General features: G+C 71.3%; 19 protein-coding genes. 11 read left to right on the top strand and 8 right to left on the bottom strand.

The features are described 5' to 3' along the window. Positions 1–19: 19 nt before the first annotated feature. The 3 genes from BM414_RS25520 (at position 20) to BM414_RS25530 (ending at position 2,575) form a co-directional block, all read left to right on the top strand. Positions 20–1,123, top strand: a complete 1,104-nt coding sequence (locus BM414_RS25520) for a beta/alpha barrel domain-containing protein (protein ID WP_175551805.1) — start codon at positions 20–22, stop codon at positions 1,121–1,123. Beyond that, positions 1,120–1,668: a nuclear transport factor 2 family protein gene (locus BM414_RS29740; protein WP_175551806.1), complete on the top strand. Its 549-nt coding sequence runs from the start codon at positions 1,120–1,122 to the stop codon at positions 1,666–1,668. The genes BM414_RS25520 and BM414_RS29740 overlap by 4 nt, the downstream gene beginning before the upstream one ends. A gap of 109 nt (positions 1,669–1,777) precedes the next feature. After that, positions 1,778–2,575 (top strand): alpha/beta fold hydrolase, encoded by a 798-nt coding sequence (locus BM414_RS25530; RefSeq protein ID WP_175551807.1) that lies wholly within the window; start codon positions 1,778–1,780, stop codon positions 2,573–2,575. A gap of 17 nt (positions 2,576–2,592) precedes the next feature. Here BM414_RS25530 and BM414_RS25535 read toward each other — a convergent pair whose 3' ends face one another. The 3 genes from BM414_RS25535 to BM414_RS25545 are packed head-to-tail and all read right to left on the bottom strand — an operon-like array spanning position 2,593 to position 5,383. Beyond that, on the bottom strand, positions 2,593–3,804 hold the full coding sequence (locus tag BM414_RS25535) for a cytochrome P450 (RefSeq protein ID WP_093584227.1): 1,212 nt from the start codon (positions 3,802–3,804) through the stop codon (positions 2,593–2,595). Between the two features lie 29 nt (positions 3,805–3,833). Next, on the bottom strand, positions 3,834–5,063 hold the full coding sequence (locus tag BM414_RS25540) for an NAD(P)/FAD-dependent oxidoreductase (RefSeq protein WP_093584229.1): 1,230 nt from the start codon (positions 5,061–5,063) through the stop codon (positions 3,834–3,836). Beyond that, a complete protein-coding gene (locus BM414_RS25545; protein ID WP_093584231.1) occupies positions 5,060–5,383 on the bottom strand; it encodes a 2Fe-2S iron-sulfur cluster-binding protein in 324 nt (107 codons plus the stop codon). Before BM414_RS25545 ends, BM414_RS25540 begins: the two co-directional genes overlap by 4 nt. 116 nt (positions 5,384–5,499) lie before the next feature. On the opposite strand from BM414_RS25545, the gene BM414_RS25550 reads away from it, so the two are divergent. After that, complete coding sequence (locus BM414_RS25550) at positions 5,500–6,417, top strand: LysR family transcriptional regulator (RefSeq protein WP_093584233.1); 918 nt, start codon at positions 5,500–5,502, stop codon at positions 6,415–6,417. 72 nt (positions 6,418–6,489) lie between these two features. On the opposite strand, the gene BM414_RS25555 is transcribed toward BM414_RS25550, so the two are convergent. Beyond that, complete coding sequence (locus tag BM414_RS25555) at positions 6,490–8,133, bottom strand: class I adenylate-forming enzyme family protein (protein WP_093584235.1); 1,644 nt, start codon at positions 8,131–8,133, stop codon at positions 6,490–6,492. Further along, positions 8,133–8,930 carry a citryl-CoA lyase gene (locus BM414_RS25560; protein ID WP_093584237.1) on the bottom strand — a complete coding sequence of 266 codons (798 nt, stop codon included), beginning with the start codon at positions 8,928–8,930 and terminating at the stop codon, positions 8,133–8,135. The genes BM414_RS25555 and BM414_RS25560 overlap by 1 nt, the downstream gene beginning before the upstream one ends. A gap of 257 nt (positions 8,931–9,187) precedes the next feature. Between BM414_RS25560 and BM414_RS25565 the strand changes: the two genes are divergently transcribed. The 6 genes from BM414_RS25565 (at position 9,188) to BM414_RS25595 (ending at position 16,470) form a co-directional block, all read left to right on the top strand. Beyond that, a complete protein-coding gene (locus BM414_RS25565) occupies positions 9,188–10,129 on the top strand; it encodes a dioxygenase family protein (RefSeq protein ID WP_093584239.1) in 942 nt (313 codons plus the stop codon). Between the two features lie 137 nt (positions 10,130–10,266). Beyond that, positions 10,267–10,659, top strand: a complete 393-nt coding sequence (locus BM414_RS25570) for a DoxX family protein (RefSeq protein ID WP_093584241.1) — start codon at positions 10,267–10,269, stop codon at positions 10,657–10,659. A gap of 506 nt (positions 10,660–11,165) precedes the next feature. After that, entirely contained in the window at positions 11,166–12,737 is a 1,572-nt protein-coding gene (locus BM414_RS25580) for an ABC transporter substrate-binding protein (RefSeq protein WP_093584245.1), read from the top strand. A gap of 114 nt (positions 12,738–12,851) precedes the next feature. Continuing rightward, positions 12,852–13,793: an ABC transporter permease gene (locus tag BM414_RS25585; RefSeq protein ID WP_217644934.1), complete on the top strand. Its 942-nt coding sequence runs from the start codon at positions 12,852–12,854 to the stop codon at positions 13,791–13,793. Next, positions 13,790–15,586 (top strand): dipeptide/oligopeptide/nickel ABC transporter permease/ATP-binding protein, encoded by a 1,797-nt coding sequence (locus BM414_RS25590; protein WP_093584247.1) that lies wholly within the window; start codon positions 13,790–13,792, stop codon positions 15,584–15,586. Before BM414_RS25585 ends, BM414_RS25590 begins: the two co-directional genes overlap by 4 nt. Then, entirely contained in the window at positions 15,583–16,470 is an 888-nt protein-coding gene (locus BM414_RS25595) for an ATP-binding cassette domain-containing protein (protein ID WP_093584249.1), read from the top strand. The genes BM414_RS25590 and BM414_RS25595 overlap by 4 nt, the downstream gene beginning before the upstream one ends. 65 nt (positions 16,471–16,535) lie before the next feature. On the opposite strand, the gene BM414_RS25600 is transcribed toward BM414_RS25595, so the two are convergent. The 3 genes from BM414_RS25600 to BM414_RS25610 are packed head-to-tail and all read right to left on the bottom strand — an operon-like array spanning position 16,536 to position 18,574. Then, complete coding sequence (locus tag BM414_RS25600; RefSeq protein WP_175551808.1) at positions 16,536–17,318, bottom strand: alpha/beta fold hydrolase; 783 nt, start codon at positions 17,316–17,318, stop codon at positions 16,536–16,538. A 13-nt stretch (positions 17,319–17,331) separates the two neighbouring features. Then, positions 17,332–17,877, bottom strand: a complete 546-nt coding sequence (locus BM414_RS25605; RefSeq protein ID WP_093584253.1) for a peptidase associated/transthyretin-like domain-containing protein — start codon at positions 17,875–17,877, stop codon at positions 17,332–17,334. Position 17,878: 1 nt separating this feature from the next. Continuing rightward, on the bottom strand, positions 17,879–18,574 hold the full coding sequence (locus BM414_RS25610) for a dioxygenase family protein (RefSeq protein ID WP_093584255.1): 696 nt from the start codon (positions 18,572–18,574) through the stop codon (positions 17,879–17,881). A 569-nt stretch (positions 18,575–19,143) separates the two neighbouring features. Here BM414_RS25610 and BM414_RS25615 point away from each other — a divergent pair. Continuing rightward, the coding region (locus tag BM414_RS25615; protein ID WP_175551809.1) for an alcohol dehydrogenase catalytic domain-containing protein at positions 19,144–19,772 on the top strand (629 nt) is incomplete at its 3' end.

A 19,772-nucleotide genomic window follows, 5' to 3' on the forward strand; every position in this document is an offset into this window, starting at 1 on the left:
GTCCGAGGAGGACGGGAACATGGGATATCCACGCGTGCTGCTCCGCGAGGAGGTCATGCGCGAAGGCATGCAGATCGAGTCGGTCGACATCCCGGTGGAGGTCAAGGCCGACCTGCTGCAGGAGCTCGCCGAGTGCGGTCTGCCGGAGATCAACGTGGGCTCGTTCGTGAGTCCCCGCTACACGCCGCAGATGGCGAGGATCGGCGAGGTCCTCGAGCGGTTCAAGCCGGTGGAGGGCCCCCGGTACTACTGCCTCGCGATGAACCAGAAGGGGATCGAGCGCGCGTCGGAGTTCCCCTGGCTGCAGGTCCCCGGCAGGGACGGCTTCTCCACCGGCGCCCACCTGTGCGACACGTTCATCCGCCGCAACGCCAACCGGAGCCAGGCCGACGAGATCGCGAACTGGAGCCGGACGATCCAGCGTGCCGTCGACGCGGGCGCCACGGAGGCCCGGATCATGGTCGGGGCCGCGTGGGGCTCCAACTTCGAGGGCCCGTTCAGCACCGAGCAGCGGATGGACATGCTGCGGCGGCAGCACGACGCCTGGGCGGACGCCGGCATCACGGTGACGACGGTGTCCTTCGCCGACCCGATGGGCTGGTGCATGCCGCACTGGGTCGAGGAGACGATCGCCGCGGTCCGCCAGGAGTGGCCCGAGGTGCGGCGCATCGCGCAGCACCTCCACGACTCCCGCGGCATGGCGCTGGCGAGCACCTACGCGACGATCAAGGCCCTGGACGAGAGCTTCGACGTCAGCTTCGACGTGACGGCCGGCGGCATCGGCGGCTGCCCCTACTGCGGCAACGGCCGGGCGACCGGCATGGCCGCGACCGAGGACGTCGTCAACATGTGCAACGCCATGGGCATCCCCACCGGGGTGGACCTCGACCGGCTCATCACCTTCGTCGCCAAGCTCGACGGCGTGCTGGGCCGCGCGACGCCCGGGCGCACGTCGAAGACCGGCCCGCTGCCGCTGTCCCCGGACCAGTACTACGACCCCAACCTGCCGCTGGTCGAGACGTACGAGGAGGCCCAGCACTTCCGCCTCGGGTCCGCCGTCGTCGAGCACCAGATCCGGCCGTGGAAGGAGCCGATCCCCTCCCCGCAGGACCGCTCGGCGTGAGGTCGGCGCCCGACGGCGCGGGTCGCCCGGGGCAGGCGTGGTCGCACCGGAGCGGGAAGGTCGACCTGCGTCCGCTCGCTCCGGGCGACTGGAGCCCCGAGGCGCTGACCGCACGGGCGCAGATCGCCGAGGCGTTCTCCCGTTTCGGTACGGCGTTCGACGAGGCGCGGGTCGACGTCCTCTGCTCCTGCTTCACCGACGACGCGCTGTTCGAGGTGGGCCTGGGCAGCGCCGAACCGCGGACCCGGTTCGGGTCCCGGCAGGAGATCGCCGAGCAGCTGCCCGGGCGGATCGCAGCCCAGGCGGACCAGCGGCGTCACCTCATGGGCAACGTCCTGGTCGAGCAGCTCGATCTCGAAGCCGGAACCGCGAAGGCCCTGGCGTACAGCGTCGTGACCGTCGCCAGCGACGGGCTGTCGCTCGGTGCCAGCGTGATCTACACGAGTGAGCTGCGCCGCGAGGACGACGGGTGCTGGCGGTTCAGCTCGTTCTTCATCGGGATGGACGAGTACCTGCCGACCAGCCGTCAGGACGGGAGCGCGTGACGACGGGCGCCACCGGTCCCGGCGGCCCTCGGGTCCATCCCCGGGTGATCCGCTGACCAGCACTGGCGGCCCGACCGCCGCCCTCCCGTCGGCACCGTCGTTCGTCGAGGTGGACGGGGCGCGGATCGCGGTGTGGTCGGCGGGCGACCCGGCCAAGGACACCCTCATCCTCGTCCACGGGTTCGGGGCGAACCACGCGTGGTGGGCGGGCATGGTGCCGCTGCTCGCGACGGAGCACCACGTGGCCATGATCGAGCTCTCGGGGAACGGTCGCAGCGACCACCGGAGCTCCTACGACTGGCAGATCTGGGCGGCCGAGGTGGCGGCGGTGATCGACCGGCTCGGCGCCCCTGCCACCGTCGTGGGGCACAGCATGGGGGGAGTGGTGGCAGTTGTGGCGGCCGCCTCCCACCCGGCGCTCGTGGAGCGCCTCGTGGTGTTCGACGCCTACCCGCGGCCGCGGCCGGGGCTGCGCCGGCACCCACGACCGCAGCCGCGCCGGTACTACCGGAGCCGCGAGGAGCTGGCCGAGCGGTTCCGGCTGCTCCCGGCCCAGGAGCTGCCCGCGCCGGAGCTCACCCGGCTCCTGATCGACGCCAACGTGGAGGAGACCCCGAGAGGCTGGACCTGGCGCCGCGACGAGGCCGCGCGGGGCGAGTACGCCGATCCGGCGCTCGACCGTCTGGTGTCGCAGATCGACTGCCCCACCACGTGGATCTTCAGCCAGCACAGCGAGCACCTGCACGAGCTGGCCGCCCCGCGGATCACCGAACACTCGGGGGGGCCCTACGTGATGGTGTCGGTCCCCGGGACGCACCACCACCTCATCCTGGAGGAGCCCGCGGTGTGCTCAGCGCTCCTGGCCATCAGCCCCGGCCCTGGCACGACGTCGGGAGGGGACCCGTGACGCGGGCGTCCGCCTGATCAAGCGGCGTCCCAGGTCACCGGTGCCGTTTCCACGCCGCGGAACACCCACCCGGACCAGCTCGCGGGACGGCGGCGGTCGATCCGCAGGCCGGGGAGCTCGCGGTACAGCATCGGTACCGCGATCTCGCCGATCCCGATGCGGGCCGCCCAGTGGCCGGCGCACTGGTGGACGCCGCTGCCAAAGCCGAGGTGGGACACGCGGGGCCGGGTGAGGTCGAACTCCTCCGGCCGCTCGAAGACGTCAGGGTCGTGGTTGGCCGCGCCGATGACCGGGCAGACGACCGCTCCCACCGGCAGGTCCACGCCCTCGAACGTGGTCGGCCGCGTGACGATGCGCGGCAGGATGGCGATCGGTGACACCCAGCGAATCGCCTCGTCGAAGGCCTCGGCCCACCGTCCGGGCTCGGCGGACAGCAGGTCGCGCTGGTGCGGGTGGTCGGTCAGCGCCCACACCATCGTCGACACCATGTGCTTGGGCTCGTTGAGGCCGCCCGCGATGGTGAGCTTGACGTTGGCGTAGACGTCGTCGCGGGGAAGGCCGGAGTTCGCCCACGCCGAGGCCAGCGACGAGTCGGGGTGCTGGCGGTAATACGGGATGAGCTCGTCCAGGAGCTCGTCCACCTCGCGCCGCGCCGTCTCGGCGTCCGCCCGGATCGCGGGGATCTCCTGCATGTTGGCCTGCTCGGAGGTGAAGGCGTGCGACCACCGGACCATGTCCGCCGGCCGGGCGCCCTTGAGGCCCACCATGTCGGTGAGGTTGCGGGCCGACAGCGGCCCGGCGAAGTCCCGGTTGAGGTCGGCCGCCTCCGGGCCCACGGCACTGAGCTCGTCGAGGCCCATCCGGGCGTTGCGTTCGAACAGCGGCGCCCAGAACTCCCGGACGTTCTTCGGACGCATCGACCGGTTGATGGGTGCCCGCTCCGCCGCGTGTTCGGGATCGTCCTTGCCCAGCATGGCCGGCCCGCCCAGGGCGCGCGTCGATGCGAGGGCCGAGGCGGTGGCCGTGAAGGTCTCCTGGTCGGCCTCGAGGGCGCGGCACCCGCTGTAGGAGAGGCACAGGTAGCGGTTGAGGACCGGGACCCAGACGACCGGGCCCATCTCCCGCAGGCGCCGGTACGTGTCGTACGGATCCCGGGCCAACTCGCCCAGGTCCACCCAGTCGGCGGTCGGGGCGCCGCCCGCGCTCAGCGGCTGATCGGTGGTCGTCATCGGACTCCTCGGTCACTCGGATACGGGGCTCAGGGGGCTGCGAACTTCTTCAACTGGAAGTCGGGTGCCGTGACATCGCCGGGTCCGGGCCGACGGTCGCCGGCGAGGAGGCGTCGAGCGGCGAGGTGGTCGGCGGGCCGGTTCAGCGACTCGACACAGGTCAACCGGTCGTCCCGGAAGGAGAGCACCGAGAACCTGCCGGCCTCGACGTCGCCGATCGTCACCGTGGGGTCATCCGGCCCCCGGACACCGGCGATCTGCAGCCGCAGCGCGCCCTGGTGGCTCCAGAACCACGGCACGGCCGCGAAGGGGCCTGCGCTGCCGAGGATCACCTCTGCCGCATGCCGGGCCTGATCGGTGGCGTTCTGCACCGACTCGAGCCGTCCCGGTGAGCCCAGCGCGGGATTCGACAGCCGGGCGCAGTCCCCGATCGCCAGGATGGCGGGATCCGAGGTACGCAGGTCGGCGTCCACCAGGATCCCGTCCGCGACCTCCAGACCGGCCTCGCGCGCGAGGTCGTCGCGCGGATTCGCCCCGACGGCGAGGAGCACCAGGTCGGCCGGATAGACCTTTCCACTCGCGCCCACGACCGCCTCGGCTGCGTGCTCGCCCACCTGGACGGAGGACAGTCCCTCGTGGAGCACGAGCCGGATGCCGCTCGCCTCGTGCGCCTCCGCGATGTGCGCCGACATGTCGGGGGACACCGACCTGCCCAGCACCCGGGTGCCGCCTTCCAGCACCGTGACGTCGAGGCCCTTCTTGCCGGCGACGGCCGCGAACTCCAGGCCCAGGAAGCCCGCGCCGACGACGACCGCCCGACGAGCCTTCTCCAGCGCGGCCCGGAGCTTGTCCGCATCGCCCAGCGTGCGGATCTGGTGGACGCCGAGATGCGCCTCGTCGACGCCCGGCAGTCGGCGGGCCCGGGCACCGGTCGCGAGCACCAGGGTGCTGTACGTCAGTGCCCGCCCGTCGCTCAGCGTGACCTGGCGGCGCTCCCGGTCGATGCCCGTCGCGGTGACCCCGGTGAGCAGTTCCACGGCACTGTCGCCGTAGAACGTCGCCCCGCGGAGGGGCAGGGGCGTGGGCTCCTCGCCGAGGTGGTCCTTCGACAGCGGTGGTCGCTGGTAGGGGAGGTGCTCCTCCTCGGCCACCATGGTGATCGCGCCCGCGAACCCGCCGTCGCGCAGGGACGCCGCGCACTGGACTCCCGCGTGCCCGGCGCCGACGACGACGACGTGCTCCACCGGACGCTCGCTCACACCTGGGTCGGGGGGACGTCGACGTGGATCTCCGGCAGCGCGTCGTCGAGCGCTACCTGGCAGCCGAGGCGGCTGCGGTCGAGGCGGGGTGCAGCGGTGTCCTCGAGCATCTCGTCCTCGTCCTCGCCGATGGGCTCGAGCTCGTCGAGGTACTCGGGGTGCACGTAGACGTGGCAGGTCGCGCACATGGCCTGGCCACCGCACTCCCCGACGATCCCGCGGACGTTGTTCTCGACCGCGGCGCGCATCAGGCTCGTCCCGGCCTTGCCCTCGACGACGTCAGGCGGGCTGTCGGGCTGATGGAAGACAACGGTCGGCATGCTGGCCCTCTCGTACGCGTTCGGGTCCTCAGCGTGCCGGGGGTCATAGGATCTGCAAAGCGGGTCTTACTGGCCGACAAGATGAGGTGCACTCATCCCGGCGGTACGGTCGATCCATGAGCACGCCGTCCCCGCGGGCCACCCTGCGTCAGCTGGAGTACGCGCTGGCGGTCGCCGACGACGGGACGATGGCCGGCGCGGCCGGGCGCCTCAACGTGTCGCAGTCGGCGGTGTCGCTGGCAGTCGCCGACCTGGAGCGGGCCCTGGGGGTGCAGCTGTTCACGCGGCGCAAGGCGAGGGGGGTGGCGCCGACCGCTGCGGGACTGGCGATGCTGCCGGAGATCCGCAGCCTGCTCGCCCAGGCGGGTGATCTGCACTCCATGGCGCGGAACCTGGGCCAGGGTGTCGGCGGCACCCTGGTGCTCGGCTGCTACACGACGCTCACTCCGTACCTCGTCCCGCGGGTCCTGAGCGGCTTCCCCCGCCGCCACTCCTCCGTCGTCATCGACCTGTTCGAGGGTTCGGTGGAGCAGGTGCACGAGCGGCTGCTCGACGGGCGCTGCGAGGTCGCCCTCATGTACGAGACCGGCATTCTGCCCGAGGTCGCGACGACACCCCTCCACACCCTCCGGCCGTGCGTGATCGTGCCGGCGGACCACCGGCTCGCGCGTAGCGACGACCCCATCCGGCTCGTCGAGCTGCGGGACGAGCCGATGGTCATGCCCGACATGCCGCCGAGCGAGGACCTCTTCCGCGAGATCCTCGGCAGCGCCGGCGTCCAGCCCCGGGTGGCGATGACGACGACCACCGCGGAATCGGTGCGCTCGCTCGTCGCGTGCGGGGTCGGCTATTCCATGGTGCTGCACCGGCCCGGGCCCACGACGTACGCCGGACTGCCCTTGGCCTACCTGGAGATCGCGGACGACGTCCGCGGGGTCGACATCGTGCTGGCCCACGCCCGGTCGGCCCGTCTGACCCGCCGGGCCCATGCCTTCGCCGACTTCTGCCGCGAGGGGCTCACCCCGTCCGCCTGAGGTGCTGCTCCGCCCGCGGCGGGGGGACCTCCTGCCGCACTGCCGTCGCCGTCCCGAGCGGGCGCCGGGTCCTCAGAGCCGGCGCGAAGCGCTCGTTCGACCGAGGTCGGTGGCGGTCTCAAGCACCCGCGGGTCCGCCCGGAGCACGTGCTTGGCGACCTTGTCCGGACCCGTACGCGGCAGGTCGTCCATGAACGCGACGAACCGTGGCACCTTGACCGGGGCGAGGTGCTCCGCGCAGAAGCCCGCGATCTCGCTCGCGGTGGCCTCGTGCCCGGGGACCAGCACGGTCACCGCGCAGAGCTCCTCGTCGCCGAGCTCGCCGGGAACGGGGATCACCGCCACGTCCAGCACCGCGGGATGCCTCAGGATGACCTTCTCCACCTCGACCGGGGAGATGTTCTCGCCGCGCCGTTTGACGATGTCCCGGTTGCGCGCGACGAAGGTGAAGACGCCGTCGGCGTCGCGCCGGACGAGGTCCTCCGTGCAGAACCACCCGCCCTCGCGGAAGGCCGCACGTGTGCGCTCCTCGTCGCGGAAGTACTCCTTCATGACGTTCGGCGTCCGCACCCACAGTTCACCGACCTCGCCGACCGGCACGTCCTCGCCCTGCCCGTCGACGACGCGGCACTCGGCCCAGGGCCGGGAGCGGTCCGGGTGGCTGCCCACCACGCCCATGCTGCCGGGAGCGCGCGGGCCGTCGAAGGGGGTGGAGAGCACTCCGGGGATCTCCGTCATCCCGTAGCCGGCGATGATCGTGGGGATGCCGCACTCCTCGCGCAGGAACTGCTCGGTGTGCGGCGGTCCGCCGCCGGAGACGACCCGGAGCGGGTGGTCCTCGCGGTACTCGGCGCGGGGGCGCGACACGAGGATGTTGAGCACCGTGTTGGTCGCGTTGACGACCGTCGCCCCGAGGTCCGCCGCGGTGTGCCAGAACCGCCCGGCCGAGAACCGGGGGACCACGATGCACGACGCACCCGCCGCCAGGGTCCCGCAGAGCGAGTAGAACATCGCGTTGATGTGGAACAGCGGCAGGATGACCAGCACCCTGTCCCGGGGCTGCAGGTGGACGCGCTCGACGTAGGCCTCGCCGGACAGGATCAGGCTGCGCTGGGTGTGCACCACGCCCTTGGGCCGGCCGGAACTTCCCGACGTGAAGATGATGATCGCGGCGTCATCCGCGGACACGCCGTCGGTGGCGGCCGGGTCGAGCGACCCGGCTGTCCGGGGATCCGACAGGTCCTCGAAGCACGGCTTGCCCTCGACCCGGCCGGTGGTGCACAGCCAGGGCTGCTCGGCCAGGCGGCCGCGCGCCTCCCGGACGGTGTCCAGGAGCTCGGGCGAGACGACGATGCCGGTGGCGCCGGCGTGCTCGAACAGGCCGGCGACCTCCTCCACCCCCAGCTCGGAGTTCACCGGGACCGTGATCGCGCCGAGGCGGGCGGCCGCCAGCAGGAGGAGGACGTGCGCGACGTCGTTGCGCGACACGATCGCCACTCGGTCGCCGCGACGTACGCCCCGGCCGTGCAAGGACACCGCCAGCGCCTCGGCACGGGCGACGACCTCACGCCAGGAGAGCGTGTTCCCCACCTCGTCGAGCACCAGTGCCCGGTCCGGGTCCGGAGCCGAGCGGCTGGCCACCAGGCCGGCCAGCGTGTAGTCGTGCTCGGGGTAGGAGCCCAGCACCTCGATCGGCGACAGCGGGGGCGCGTCCATCAGCGCTGCTCGCTCGCGCGGATGGCGGCTTCGCTCGTCTCGCGGCCGACGCGGGCGGTGATCTCGCGGGCGATCGGGTTGGTGAGCTCCTCGCGGACGTGTCCCACGAGGCCGATGCACCGTGAGATCACGCCGATGCCCCGGATCACCGTCCAGGAGATCCCCATCTCCGACGCGATGGAGGCGATCGCCCCGGTGGCGTTGACCGGCAGCTCCCTGCCCGCCCGCTCGCCGGCGACGGCGGCGATCCGCTGCATCAGGGCGACGTAGGGCCCGGAGAACCCGGTCTCCTCCGCCAGCTCGAACAGCCGGACGGCCCGCGGGTCGACCGGCTTGTGCACGGGATGACCGATGCCGGGGACCTGCGCCTTCCGGGAGCGCAGCTCCGTGACCACCTCGCTCGCGAGCCCGTCGACGTCGACGGGAGCGGTGGGGTCCGGGACGGCGTCCTGGAGGAGGTGGGCAGCGGTCTCCATGCTGCCCACGAAGACGCTGCCGAGTCCCGCCAGCCCCGCGGCGATGGCGGCCTGCATCGCTTCCGGGGCACCGGTCACCGTCATGCGCGTCGCGATGGCACTGGGCGTCATCCCGTGCTCGATCAACGTCACCGCCAGGGCGTTGAACATGACGGACTCGTTCTCGCTCGTCGGGAGCCGGTCGGTCATGATCAGAAAAGCGACGTCACCCAGGGACTGCTTGCCCAGCAGGTCCCCGCACAGGTCCTGTCCCTTCACCACGATCCGGTCGGGCGTGCTCCAGGCGATGTCCGAGGTGAGCTTCTCGACTCGTGCTGCCATCGGTGGGTGCTCCAAGGGTGGAGGGAGGCCGGCCCCGGTCCCCGAGGCGGATCGGCAGAGGGGGATCCTGAGGGCCGCGGTTCGCCCCGGTCAAGAGACACCCGGGCGACCCGGTCGACGCTTGACGGAACCGGTAACCAGACGGTTGCCGCGGAGGGTACCCGTCGCATACGGTGCCTTCGATCTCCCCGGCGGGACCGGCCGGTGCGGTGCGCCGGTGGCACTCCGGCTACCGAGGCTCTGGATTGAGGGTTCCGATGACTGACTCCCAGGCTCACGAACAGGCCGACGGCCACTCCGACTTCGTCGAGGACCTGGCGTCGCTCACGCCCACGGTGCTGGCCTCGTACTCCCGCATCGAGGACGAACGCCTCCGCGAGCTGGTCACGTCCGCGATCTCGCACCTGCACGCGTTCGTGCGGGAGGTCGGCCTGACCAACCAGGAGTGGCGGCAGGCGCTCGATTTCGTCAACGCGCTCGGCCGGGGGGCCGGGCCCGGGTCCAACCGCGCGATGGCGCTGTCGGACCTGCTCGGTGTGTCGACGCTGGTCTGCCTGCTCGAGGACACCGCCGTCACCGGCGGCGCGCACCACACGGCGAGCTCGGTCCTCGGGCCGGTGTGGCGGCAGGGTGCCCCCTTCGTCGAGAGCGGCGGCTCGTTGCTCCGTTCCGAGACTCCGGGGGAGCCGCTGTTGTTCACCGGGCGCGTCCTCGACCCGTCGGGCAACCCGCTGCCCGACGTCACCGTCCACGTGTGGCAGGCGACGCCCGACGGGCTCTACGAGAACCAGGACGAAGAGCAGGAGGAGATGAACCTCCGCGCTCGCTTCACGACGGGTGCCGACGGGACGTTCCAGTTCCGGTCCGTGCTCCCCGGCGGGTACCCGATCCCGACCGTGGAGCCCCTCGGGACCATGCTGCGGCTCGCGAAGCGCCCGGCGTGGAGGCCGGCGCACATCCACTTCATGCTGCACCGCGAGGGGCTCCGGACCCTCGTGACGCAGATCTTCCACCCGCTCGACCCGCACCTCCACCAGGACGCGGCGTTCGGCGCCACGAAGGACCTCATGATGGGCGGCTTCGAGGAGCACACCGGGCCCGCACCCGAGCCGGGTATCGAGGGCACCTGGTACACCGCCGAGGAGACGTTCGTGATGGTGCCCGGCGAGTCGGTGGTGCCGGCGGCTCCGATCGAGTAGTCGCCCGGCGGGATCCGCGTCTCGCGGCTCCCTCCCCATCCGAGCCCGCACGGAGCTGTTGCCGGGGCCGTCGCAGAGCACGCGGCCGGAGCCGCCGCACGTCCGTTCGACCCTCGCTGATCCCAGGAGCTGACCCGATGGCATCCCCGATCCGCCCACTCGCCCGCGTCCTGACCGCCTCGACCTACGTCCTGCTCGGCGTCGATGCCCTGCTCACCCCGGGTTTCCGCGTCGCCCAGGCCGGACCCACACTCGCGGCGATCCGGCGCGCCGTGCCGCTGCCGGAGGACGAGGTGGTGGTCCGGGGCAACGCCGCCGTCCAGGTCGTGGGTGGCGCGATGCTGGCCCTCGGCGTGCTGCCCCGGCTCTCGGCGCTGGCGTTGGTCGGCTCCATGGTGCCCACCACGTTGGCCGGCCACGCCTACTGGGCGGCGGAGGACCCGGTGGTCCGCAAGCAGCAGCGGATCCAGTTCCACAAGAACCTCGCGATGATCGGCGGGCTGCTCTTCGCCGTCCTCGACCGGCCCTGAGGGCGGAGGTCCGGGACACCGGTCGGGCGATCGGCCGGGCCGTTCGGCAGCGACCGCGGCAGGGGTCGAGGTGCGCCTCTCGACGGTGCGGTGTTCCCCGACGCGGTGGAGGCGCTCCCCCTGCATGCCGGTCGCGGATCGCAACGGACTGACCGGTCGCGGCCGCTGACGAGCCGACGCCGGAGGTGCGAGGCCGGTCGAGTCGCTGAGCCCGCGACCGTGGTCGTCGACGGCCTCGCCGCTGGGTTCCGCACGACTGTCGCCGCCCGCCCCGCCCGGGGTGCTCGGGCCGGGGGGCAGGTCATCGCCCTGGCGCCGGCGCGGCTGCCGCTGGATCCCCGGATCCGGACCTCCGGGAACGGCGACGAGGTATCTGATGCGGTCGACGGAACGGCTGTAGCAGACCCGCTGGGTCTCCATTGACGGTGTGACCAACCGTATGGTTGGCTCCGCCTCGATAGTGAGCAGCACCACACGCTGCCACTGCGACTCATGGAGGTGGGCACGTGCTCCGAAACCGGCGGGCTACAGCACGCGGTAGGCGTGGGGCGGTCGGGCTGATCGTCACCGGGACGCTCGTGCTCACCGCATGTGGCGGCACCAGCGGCGGTGGATCCGGCTCCGGATCAGGGTCTGGATCCGGCGAAACGGGCGACGGCGTCCTGACGCTGGGCCTCGAGAACACGCTCCCCGGCTGGGACTGGCGGAAGCAGATCACCGCCGGGCACGTCGGCCTCGAGTGGCGCCCGGTCTACGACACCCTGCTGCGGACGAACCCCGACGGCACTGTCGAGCCCAACGCCGCGGAGGAGTTCTCGTACAACGAGGACAAGACGGTGCTCACGCTGAAGCTGCGTGACGGCATGACGTTCACCGACGGGAAGCCGGTCAACGCGGAAGCCGCCAAGTTCAGCCTGGAGGGGTTCCGCGACGGGGGCGGGGTCGACTCGGGCCGCCTGCGGGGCATCACCGTGGACGTGGTGGACGACATGACCATCACCCTCACGTTGCCGGCTCCCAACCCGGGCCTGGTCTCCCAGCTCGGGGCCTCGGCGGGCCAGCTGGTGAGCCCCGCGACGCTCGACAACCCGGCAACCCTGGACACGCAGCCGATCGGCAGCGGCCCGTACATCTACAACACCGCGGAGTCGGTCGTCGGGAGCAAGTTCGTCTTCGACCGGAACCCCGACTACTGGAACCCGGACGATTTCGCCTACGACAAGATCGAGTTCATGGTCATGCCCGACGAGACCGCCCAGCTCAACGCTCTGGCGTCCGGGCAGATCGACGGCGCCGAGCTCTCGCTCGCCAGCGTCCAGCAGGCGGAGTCATCGGGTAGCCACGTCGAGACCTTCCCCAACGTGTGGAGCGGGATCTACTTCACGGACCGGGCGGGGACGCAGATCCCGGCGCTCGCGGACGTGCGGGTGCGGCAGGCGATCAACATGGTGTTCGACAGGGACGCCATCGTCCAGGCCATCTGGAACGGCCACGGCACCGCGAACGCCTCCATCTTCGGCCCGGGGACCAGTGGGTACGACGAGGACCTCACGGACCACTACGAGTACGACGTCGAGGCCGCGAAGCAGCTGATGGAGGACGCCGGCTACGCCGACGGGTTCGACGTGACGCTCCCGGAGGTGGAGAACTACAACCAGGAGTACACCGCCATCACGGTGCAGCAGCTGGCCGAGCTGAACATCCGGGCCACCCCGGTCTCCATCCCGCGCCAGGAGTCGATCCCGCGCATCGTCGGCGGCGAGTTCCCGATGTTCGTCTACAAGCTGCCGGTGAACCCCGAGGTCGAGCAGGTGACGAACTACGTCCGGCCGCAGGGGAGCTTCAACCCCCTGCACAACGAGGACCCCGCGCTGAACGACCTGCTGGCGCAGTGGGCGGTCGCCGACCCGGACGAGGCGGGGGACATCTACCAGCAGATCAACGAGTTCCTCGTCGAGAACGCCTGGTTCGCCCCCTTCGGCAACCCGGACGTGACCTGGGCCTTCAACGACACCGTCACCGTCTCCGGGACGATCGGCACCACGCCTCCGCTCTACGCCTTCGGGCCCATGGAGTAAGAGGGCCTGCCGGCCGGCCGGCGGGACTGCAGGTCCTGCCGGCCGGCCACCACGCTCCACCTCACCGGGTGACCCCATCCGTACCGCTCGTCCGAAGACTGCCGTGAGGTCGCAATGCTGATGTTCATCGGGCGCAAACTCGCCGCTGGCCTGGTCCTGTTCATCGCGGTCACCTTCGTGACCTTCCTCCTCGTCTTCTCCAATGGTGAGGAGTCCGTGCGCAACAACCTCGGTGAGCTGGCCACCGAGGACCAGATCGCGCAGCGGGTGAACGAGCTGAACCTCGATCAGCCGGTCCTCGTCCAGTACGTCAAGTGGCTCGGCAGTCTCCTGACCGGGAGCCTCGGCCGCAGCTTCAACTCCGGCGAGACCGTCACGAGCATCCTCGCGACGCGCATCCCCGTCACGCTCTCGATCATCTTCCTCGCCCTGCTGGTCACGTCCGTGCTCAGCATCGCCGTGGGGGTCGTCTCGGCCGTCAAGGGAGGCTGGGTCGACCGCTCGCTGCAGTTCCTGGCCGGCGGCGCGGCGGCGCTGCCGAGCTTCCTCGTGGCGATCGCGCTGACGTTCCTGTTCGCCATCGCACTCCCGATCTTCCCGGCGACGGGCTACGTGCCCTTCGGCGAGGACCCCGGACGCTGGGCGACGTCGCTGGTGCTGCCGATCGCCGCCCTGGTGATCCACATGGTGGCCAACTCGGCCCAGCAGTTCCGTGGCGCGATGGTGGACGCCCTGAAGCAGGACTACATCCGGACCCTGCGCTCGCGCGGTGTACCCGAGCGCGCGGTCGTGCTCCGCCACGCGCTGCGCAACGCCGCGGCACCCGGCCTGACGATCCTGTCCGTGCAGACCATCGGCCTCGTCGGAGGGGCGGTGCTCATCGAGCAGATCTTCGCCCTCCCGGGCGTCGGCCAGTTCACCATCAGGGCGGCGATCGCCGGCGACCTGCCGTCCGTGATGGGCGTCGTCGTTTTCGGGACCCTGCTGGTCCTCGTCGTGAACATCCTGGCCGACGTCGTGAACGCGTGGATCAACCCGAGGGTGAGGCTGTCATGAGCGAGGTCACGTCCAACCTGGTCAGCCCTCAACTCGACGCCCCTGTGGTGGGGCGCCGGCTGTGGCGCCGAGTGCTGGGCAACCCCGTGGGGTTCGTGACGGTCCTGCTCCTGGTCCTGATCGTGGCGTTCGGGGTCCTCGCGCCCTGGCTGGCGCCCAACGACCCGAACCTCGCGCGGCTGGAACTGACGAACGCCGGGCCCTTCAGCACCGACTTCTGGCTCGGCGGCGACAACACCGGGCGAGACATCCTGAGCCGCCTCATGTTCGCCACCCGCGGCACCCTCGTGGCGATCCTCGTGGTGCTCGTCGTCAGCTCACTCCTGGGCGGGACCGCCGGCCTGATCGCCGGCTACTTCGGCGGCCGCCTCGACGACGCCGCCGACTGGATCTCGAACGTGCTCCTGGCGCTGCCCGGCATCGTCCTGCTGATCGTGCTCTACACCGTCATCGGACCGAACATCCTGCTCGCCATGGCGGTCTACGGGGTCCTGATCTCGCCGTCGTACTTCCGGCTGGTGCGGTCGTTGGTCCAGTCCATCCGCCACGAGCTCTACATCGACGCGGCCAAGGTCGCCGGCCTGTCCGACCGGCGCATCGTCGCCCGACACGTCCTCCGGGCGGTCCGCGGGCCGATCATCGTGCACAGCGCGTTCGTGCTGGCCTCGGCCATCGCCGTCCAGGCGGCACTGGAGTTCCTCGGCCTGGGTGATCCCACCGATCCCTCCTGGGGGCGGATGCTCCAGGACGCGTTCAACAACATCTTCGTCAACCGGGTCGCGGTGGTCTGGCCGGTGCTGCTGATCGGCGCGACCACGCTGTCCCTCGTCATGCTGGGGAACGTCATCCGTGACGCCCTGCAGGCGTCCGCGAGCAGGCCCACGGCCCTGTCCCCGGCGGTGGTCCGACGGCTGCGGGCCGAGCAGGTCAGCGAGGCGGAGCCGCGCAGTGAGGCGGGGCAGTCCGACCGGCTCCCCCTCCTGCGGGTGTGCGACCTGGCCATCGGCTACCCCGACTCGACGACCACGGTGAAGCCCGTCGTCCACGGCGTCGACCTGGTGGTCGAGCGCGGTGAGATCCACGGGCTGGTGGGGGAGTCCGGCTCCGGGAAGTCGCAGGTCGCCCTCTCGATCCTCGGCATCCTCCCGCCGGAGGCGGTCATCCTCCGCGGCGCGATCGAGTTCCACGGCGAGGACCTCCTGGCCGACCCCAGGCGCATGCGCGAGGTCCGCGGGCGCCGCATCGCCTATGTGCCCCAGGAGCCGCTGAGCAACCTCGATCCCACCTTCACGGTCGGGCAGCAGCTCACCTACGGCCTCCGGGCGGTCAAGGACGTGTCCCGGCGCGAGGCCAGGCAGCAACTGCTCGAGCTCCTGGACCGCGTGGGGATCAGGAACCCCGCCCGTGTCTTCGACCTCTATCCCCACCAGGTGTCGGGCGGGATGGCGCAGCGGGTGTTGATCGCCGGCGCACTGGCCGGCGACCCCGAGCTCATCATCGCGGACGAGCCGACGACAGCGCTCGACGTGACGGTGCAGGCCGACGTCCTCGAGCTGCTGCGGAACCTCCAGCAGGAACGAGAACTCGGCATGGTGATCGTGACGCACAACTTCGGCGTAGTGGCGGACCTCTGCGACAGGGTCAGCGTGATGCAGTCGGGACGGATCGTGGAGAGCCGCAGTGCCCGCGACCTGTTCGCCTCCCCGGAGCACGAGTACACGCGCATGCTGTTGAACTCCTCGCTCGACGGCGCCGAGCTGCGGACGCCGCTCGCCGTCGGGAGCGGCGCGTGAACGCCTCCGCCGGGGGTTCCGCCTCCGGTACACCGCTCCTGTCCTTGCAGGACGTCCAGGTCAGCTATCCCACCCGAGGGTTCCGGTCACCCCCGTTGACGGTCCTCGACGGCATCTCCCTCGACATCTGCGAGCACGAGACGGTGGGGCTGGTCGGGGAGTCCGGGTCCGGCAAGACCACCCTGGGGCGGGCCCTGCTCGGCCTCGCACCCGTGACCGGTGGTCGGGTGGTCTTCGGAGGACGGGACATCTCGACGCTCTCCCGCGCCGAGCGACGCCGCACCGCGAAGGACCTCCAGGTGGTGTTCCAGGATCCCTACTCGTCGCTGAACCCGGCCATGACCATCGAGGACATCCTGACGGAGCCGCTGCTGGCCAGGGGGGAGAAGGGCGGGCGCGACATCGTCCGGCGTCTGCTCGACCAGGTCCACCTGCCGCAGGACGCGGGCCGGCGCCTCGCCCGCGAGTTCTCCGGCGGCCAACGCCAGCGGATCGCGATCGCCCGGGCCCTGGTACTGGATCCCAAGCTGGTCGTCTGTGACGAGCCGACGAGCGCGCTCGACATGTCCACCCAGGCGAGGATCCTGACGCTGTTCAAGGAGATCCAGGAGACGACCGGGGTCGCCTACCTGTTCATCACCCACGATCTCGCCGTGGTGCGCGCCATCAGTCACCGGATCGCGGTTCTGCTGCAGGGGAAGATCGTCGAACTGGGCTCCGCGGCCCAGGTCACCGGAGATCCGCAGCACCCCTACACGCAGCGGCTCCTGATGGCCGCGCCCGTCGCCGATCCGGTTGCCCAGCGGGAGCGACGTGTCGAGCGTCAGCGCCTGCTCGAGCGCCAGGCCGAACGGCCCAGCGAGGTCGTCGACACCCCGCGGTGATCGGCCCGACGGGGGTCCGCGCCGCCTGCGACCCACATCGCTGAGCGGGCTGGGCTGGATGACGTCTACGCGGCGCGGAGGAACTCGAGGAGGGCGGCGTTGAACGGGCCCGGCCGTTCCCAGGCGATGGCGTGGCCGGCGTCCGGCACGCTCACGTACCGGGCGCGCGGCAACCGGGATGCTGCGAACTCCATGAACGGGGCCGGCACCAGGAGGTCGGCCCCGCCGCCCACGACCAGCGCCGGGACGCGCAGGCCCGCCAGGGTCGCCCAGGTGATCCGGCTGACGAACGGCTGCAGGCGGAGGCCCGCCGGGCGCGCCGAGTCCGCGATCCGTCGCCAGGTCTCGACGCCGTCGGGGTCCTCGGCGCGGTAGCTCGGCCCCAACTCGAGGAACTCCGGCGGGAGCTCCGCCGAGTGGGGCAGCTTCACGCGGTCCAGCGCCGCACGCCACGACTCGTCGGAGATGCCGAGCATGCTGCCGGCCACGCTCAGCGAGCGGAGCAGGTCGGGGAACGCCAGCGCGAAGTCGACGGCGTAGAAGCCGCCCAGGGCGGCGCCGACGAGGTGGATGGGGCCGAGCCCCAGGGCGCCGATCAGCGCCCTCAGGTCCTCGGCCGCCGGCACAGGGTGGTCGGGGTCCACGGCGGTCGACCCGAGATGGCCGCGCCGGGTGTAGGCGATGACGCGGAACCCGGCGGCGGCCAGGGGCTCCCGCTGGGGTGACCAGGTCGCCGCCGTTCCGGTCGCGGGATGGAGCAGGACGACGGCCGGTCCCGGCCCGCCGGTGTCCCAGTAGGCGAGCTCGCCGTTCGGGACCGCGACGACGTCGTCCGTGCCGGTCACCACGGATACCAGCGCCTCACTCCTCGTCGTCGAGGAGACCGGGCCAGCCGAGGAAAGTGGTCTCGGAGTCGCCGGCGAGGTGGATGTCGAACTCGTAGCCGATGTCGGTGCGGCGGGCGAGCATCGTGGCCCGCTGCTCCGGCGACAGCTGCTGGAGCAGCTCGTCGGTGTCGTTGTCCTCGTCCGGGAAGTAGAGGCAGGTCACGGCCGGACGGATCATGAAGTTGCCGCTCATGACCAGCAGCAGCAGGTGCGGTGCCCGACCGGGCGTCGCCTGCGGCTTCACGGTGGTGATCACGTACGCGCCGTCCAGGCCGGTGAAGTACCGCGTCCAACCCTCCGGCTGGCTGGTCTCGACCATCGTCATCATGACCGGCTCGCCCAGCGCGTTGAGCACGCGTCCGCTGACGGTGATGGGGACCTGGTGACCTGCGGGCTGCAGGGTCGGGCGCACGTGCATGCCGAGTGTGAAGTACGGGCCGAGGATGGTGCGCGGAGTGGGGACCAGCCGGTCGGACGAGGCGGTCGCGGCGCCGTCGCGGTCGCCTGCCGTCGTGGTCACGTCAGTGCTCCGCGGGGGTGGCGTGCACGCCGCCGAGGACGATGTCGAACCGGTAGCCGACCGTGATCCCCGGGATGGCGGCCTCCCAGTCGAGCTCGGCGACGAGCCGTTCGCGCGCCTTGGCGTCGGGGATGGTGCTGACGACCGGGTCGCGGGAGAGGAGGGGGTCACCGGGGAACTGCATCTGCGTGACGTAGCGCTCGGTCAGGCCGCGGCCGGTGAGGCCGAAGTGGATGTGCTGCGCGCGCCACGCCTCCGGGTCCCGCCACCAGGGGTAGGCGCCCGGCTTGATGGTCTTGAAGGTGTACTCGCCGTGGGCGTTGGTGAGCGTGCGGCCGGCCCCCGTGAAGTGGGGGTCGTGCGGCTTGGGAGTGGGGTCGTGGTCGTGCACGTACTTGCCTGCGGCGTTGGCCTGCCAGATCTCGACCAGCATGTCGCGCACTGGGCGTCCCCAGCTGTCGGTGACCCGGCCGTGCACGGTGATGTGCTCGCCCATCGGCACGCCGTCGTGCTGGGACAGCAGGTCGTTGTCGGTCGGGCCGGGCGTCCCGTATCCGTAGACGGGCGCCGAGGAGTCGATGAGCCGGGACGGGACGATGACCAGCGGCTTCCTGGGCGTCCAGATCTCCGTGTCGAACTCCGGCGTCGAGAACCCCTCCGGAAGTTGGACCCACCAGGGCTCGGTGTATGCGCGCATTCGGGTTCCTCCCTGCTCCGCCACGCTGCTGACGGAAGGTCGCCCACGATGAAGACCGGCGACCGAGTATGGGGATCGACGCTCTCCTGTGTCAAAAAGTTGGTTGGCAGGACGGGTGCGGGGACGGGGACCCGGATGCCCCCGCCGGCGAACGGCCGTCGACCCGGCTCATCGGTGGCTAGGTGGCAGCAGGTCGTCCCATGCATCTGGCGATCGGCACTCGTGCTGTTGACAGCGGCCAACCGTTTGGTTATGCATGTGCCCGGGGAATCCTTCCCACGAACGGAGATCGTCGCGTCTGGCCGGACACGATCTGTCCGCCCCGCACCATCTCGGGACCGCGCCGCAGGGAACTCGGCCGCCGGGCCACGACCGAGCTCCCGAGCGGAGGTCGTCGGGGTGACCCCACCCGTCCTGATGCGCCGCCGGGCCACCTGGCCACCCCGGGTGTGCGGGTCGCAGGACCGGCCGTCACGTCGGTGCTCGCCCGCGCGCTGGGCCCGTGCCCCCGGCCATCGCTCGCGTACCAGGCCCACGCCAGAGACGTCATCGCCGACGGGAGATCAACCGTGAACGAGATCAGGGACGCCATCCTCGCCGACCAGCTGAGCGACATCGGCGGACTGCCGGTGCCGGAGTCCTACCGGGCGGTCCTCGTCCGCAAGGACGAGCAGGACATGTTCGCCGGGATGCCCACCCGGGAGAAGGACCCGCGCAAGTCCCTGCACGTGGAGGAGGTGGCGACGCCGGAGCTGGGCCCGGGTGAGGCGATCGTGGCGGTGATGGCCTCCTCGGTGAACTACAACACCGTCTGGACGTCGATCTTCGAGCCGGTGTCCACCTTCGGGTTCCTGGAGCGCTACGGCCGGCAGAACGACCTGACCCGCCGGCACGACCTGCCCTACCACGTGGTGGGCTCCGACCTGGCCGGCGTCGTGCTGCGGGTGGGCCCCGGCGTGAACCGGTGGAAGCCCGGTGACGAGGTGGTCGCGCACTGCCTGTCGGTGGAGCTGGAGGACCCGGCCGGTCACGACGACACGATGATGGACCCGCAGCAGCGGATCTGGGGCTTCGAGACCAACTTCGGCGGCCTGGCCGAGCTGGCGCTGGTCAAGAGCAACCAGCTCATGCCCAAGCCCGCGCACCTGTCGTGGGAGGAGGCGGCGGCCCCCGGGCTGGTCAACTCCACCGCCTACCG

The organism is Geodermatophilus amargosae (assembly GCF_900116515.1).
Classification (GTDB): Bacteria; Actinomycetota; Actinomycetes; order Mycobacteriales; family Geodermatophilaceae; genus Geodermatophilus; species Geodermatophilus amargosae.

Excerpts from the sequence above, each read along its gene's own strand:
- BM414_RS25520 (WP_175551805.1), top strand. The coding sequence starts at position 20 with ATGGGATATCCACGCGTGCTGCTCCGCGAGGAGGTCATGCGCGAAGGC.
- BM414_RS25535 (WP_093584227.1), bottom strand. The coding sequence starts at position 3,804 with ATGACGACCACCGATCAGCCGCTGAGCGCGGGCGGCGCCCCGACCGCC.
- BM414_RS25545 (WP_093584231.1), bottom strand. The coding sequence starts at position 5,383 with ATGCCGACCGTTGTCTTCCATCAGCCCGACAGCCCGCCTGACGTCGTC.
- BM414_RS25550 (WP_093584233.1), top strand. The coding sequence starts at position 5,500 with ATGAGCACGCCGTCCCCGCGGGCCACCCTGCGTCAGCTGGAGTACGCG.
- BM414_RS25555 (WP_093584235.1), bottom strand. The coding sequence starts at position 8,133 with ATGGACGCGCCCCCGCTGTCGCCGATCGAGGTGCTGGGCTCCTACCCC.
- BM414_RS25560 (WP_093584237.1), bottom strand. The coding sequence starts at position 8,930 with ATGGCAGCACGAGTCGAGAAGCTCACCTCGGACATCGCCTGGAGCACG.
- BM414_RS25565 (WP_093584239.1), top strand. The coding sequence starts at position 9,188 with ATGACTGACTCCCAGGCTCACGAACAGGCCGACGGCCACTCCGACTTC.
- BM414_RS25570 (WP_093584241.1), top strand. The coding sequence starts at position 10,267 with ATGGCATCCCCGATCCGCCCACTCGCCCGCGTCCTGACCGCCTCGACC.
- BM414_RS25585 (WP_217644934.1), top strand. The coding sequence starts at position 12,852 with ATGCTGATGTTCATCGGGCGCAAACTCGCCGCTGGCCTGGTCCTGTTC.
- BM414_RS25590 (WP_093584247.1), top strand. The coding sequence starts at position 13,790 with ATGAGCGAGGTCACGTCCAACCTGGTCAGCCCTCAACTCGACGCCCCT.
- BM414_RS25610 (WP_093584255.1), bottom strand. The coding sequence starts at position 18,574 with ATGCGCGCATACACCGAGCCCTGGTGGGTCCAACTTCCGGAGGGGTTC.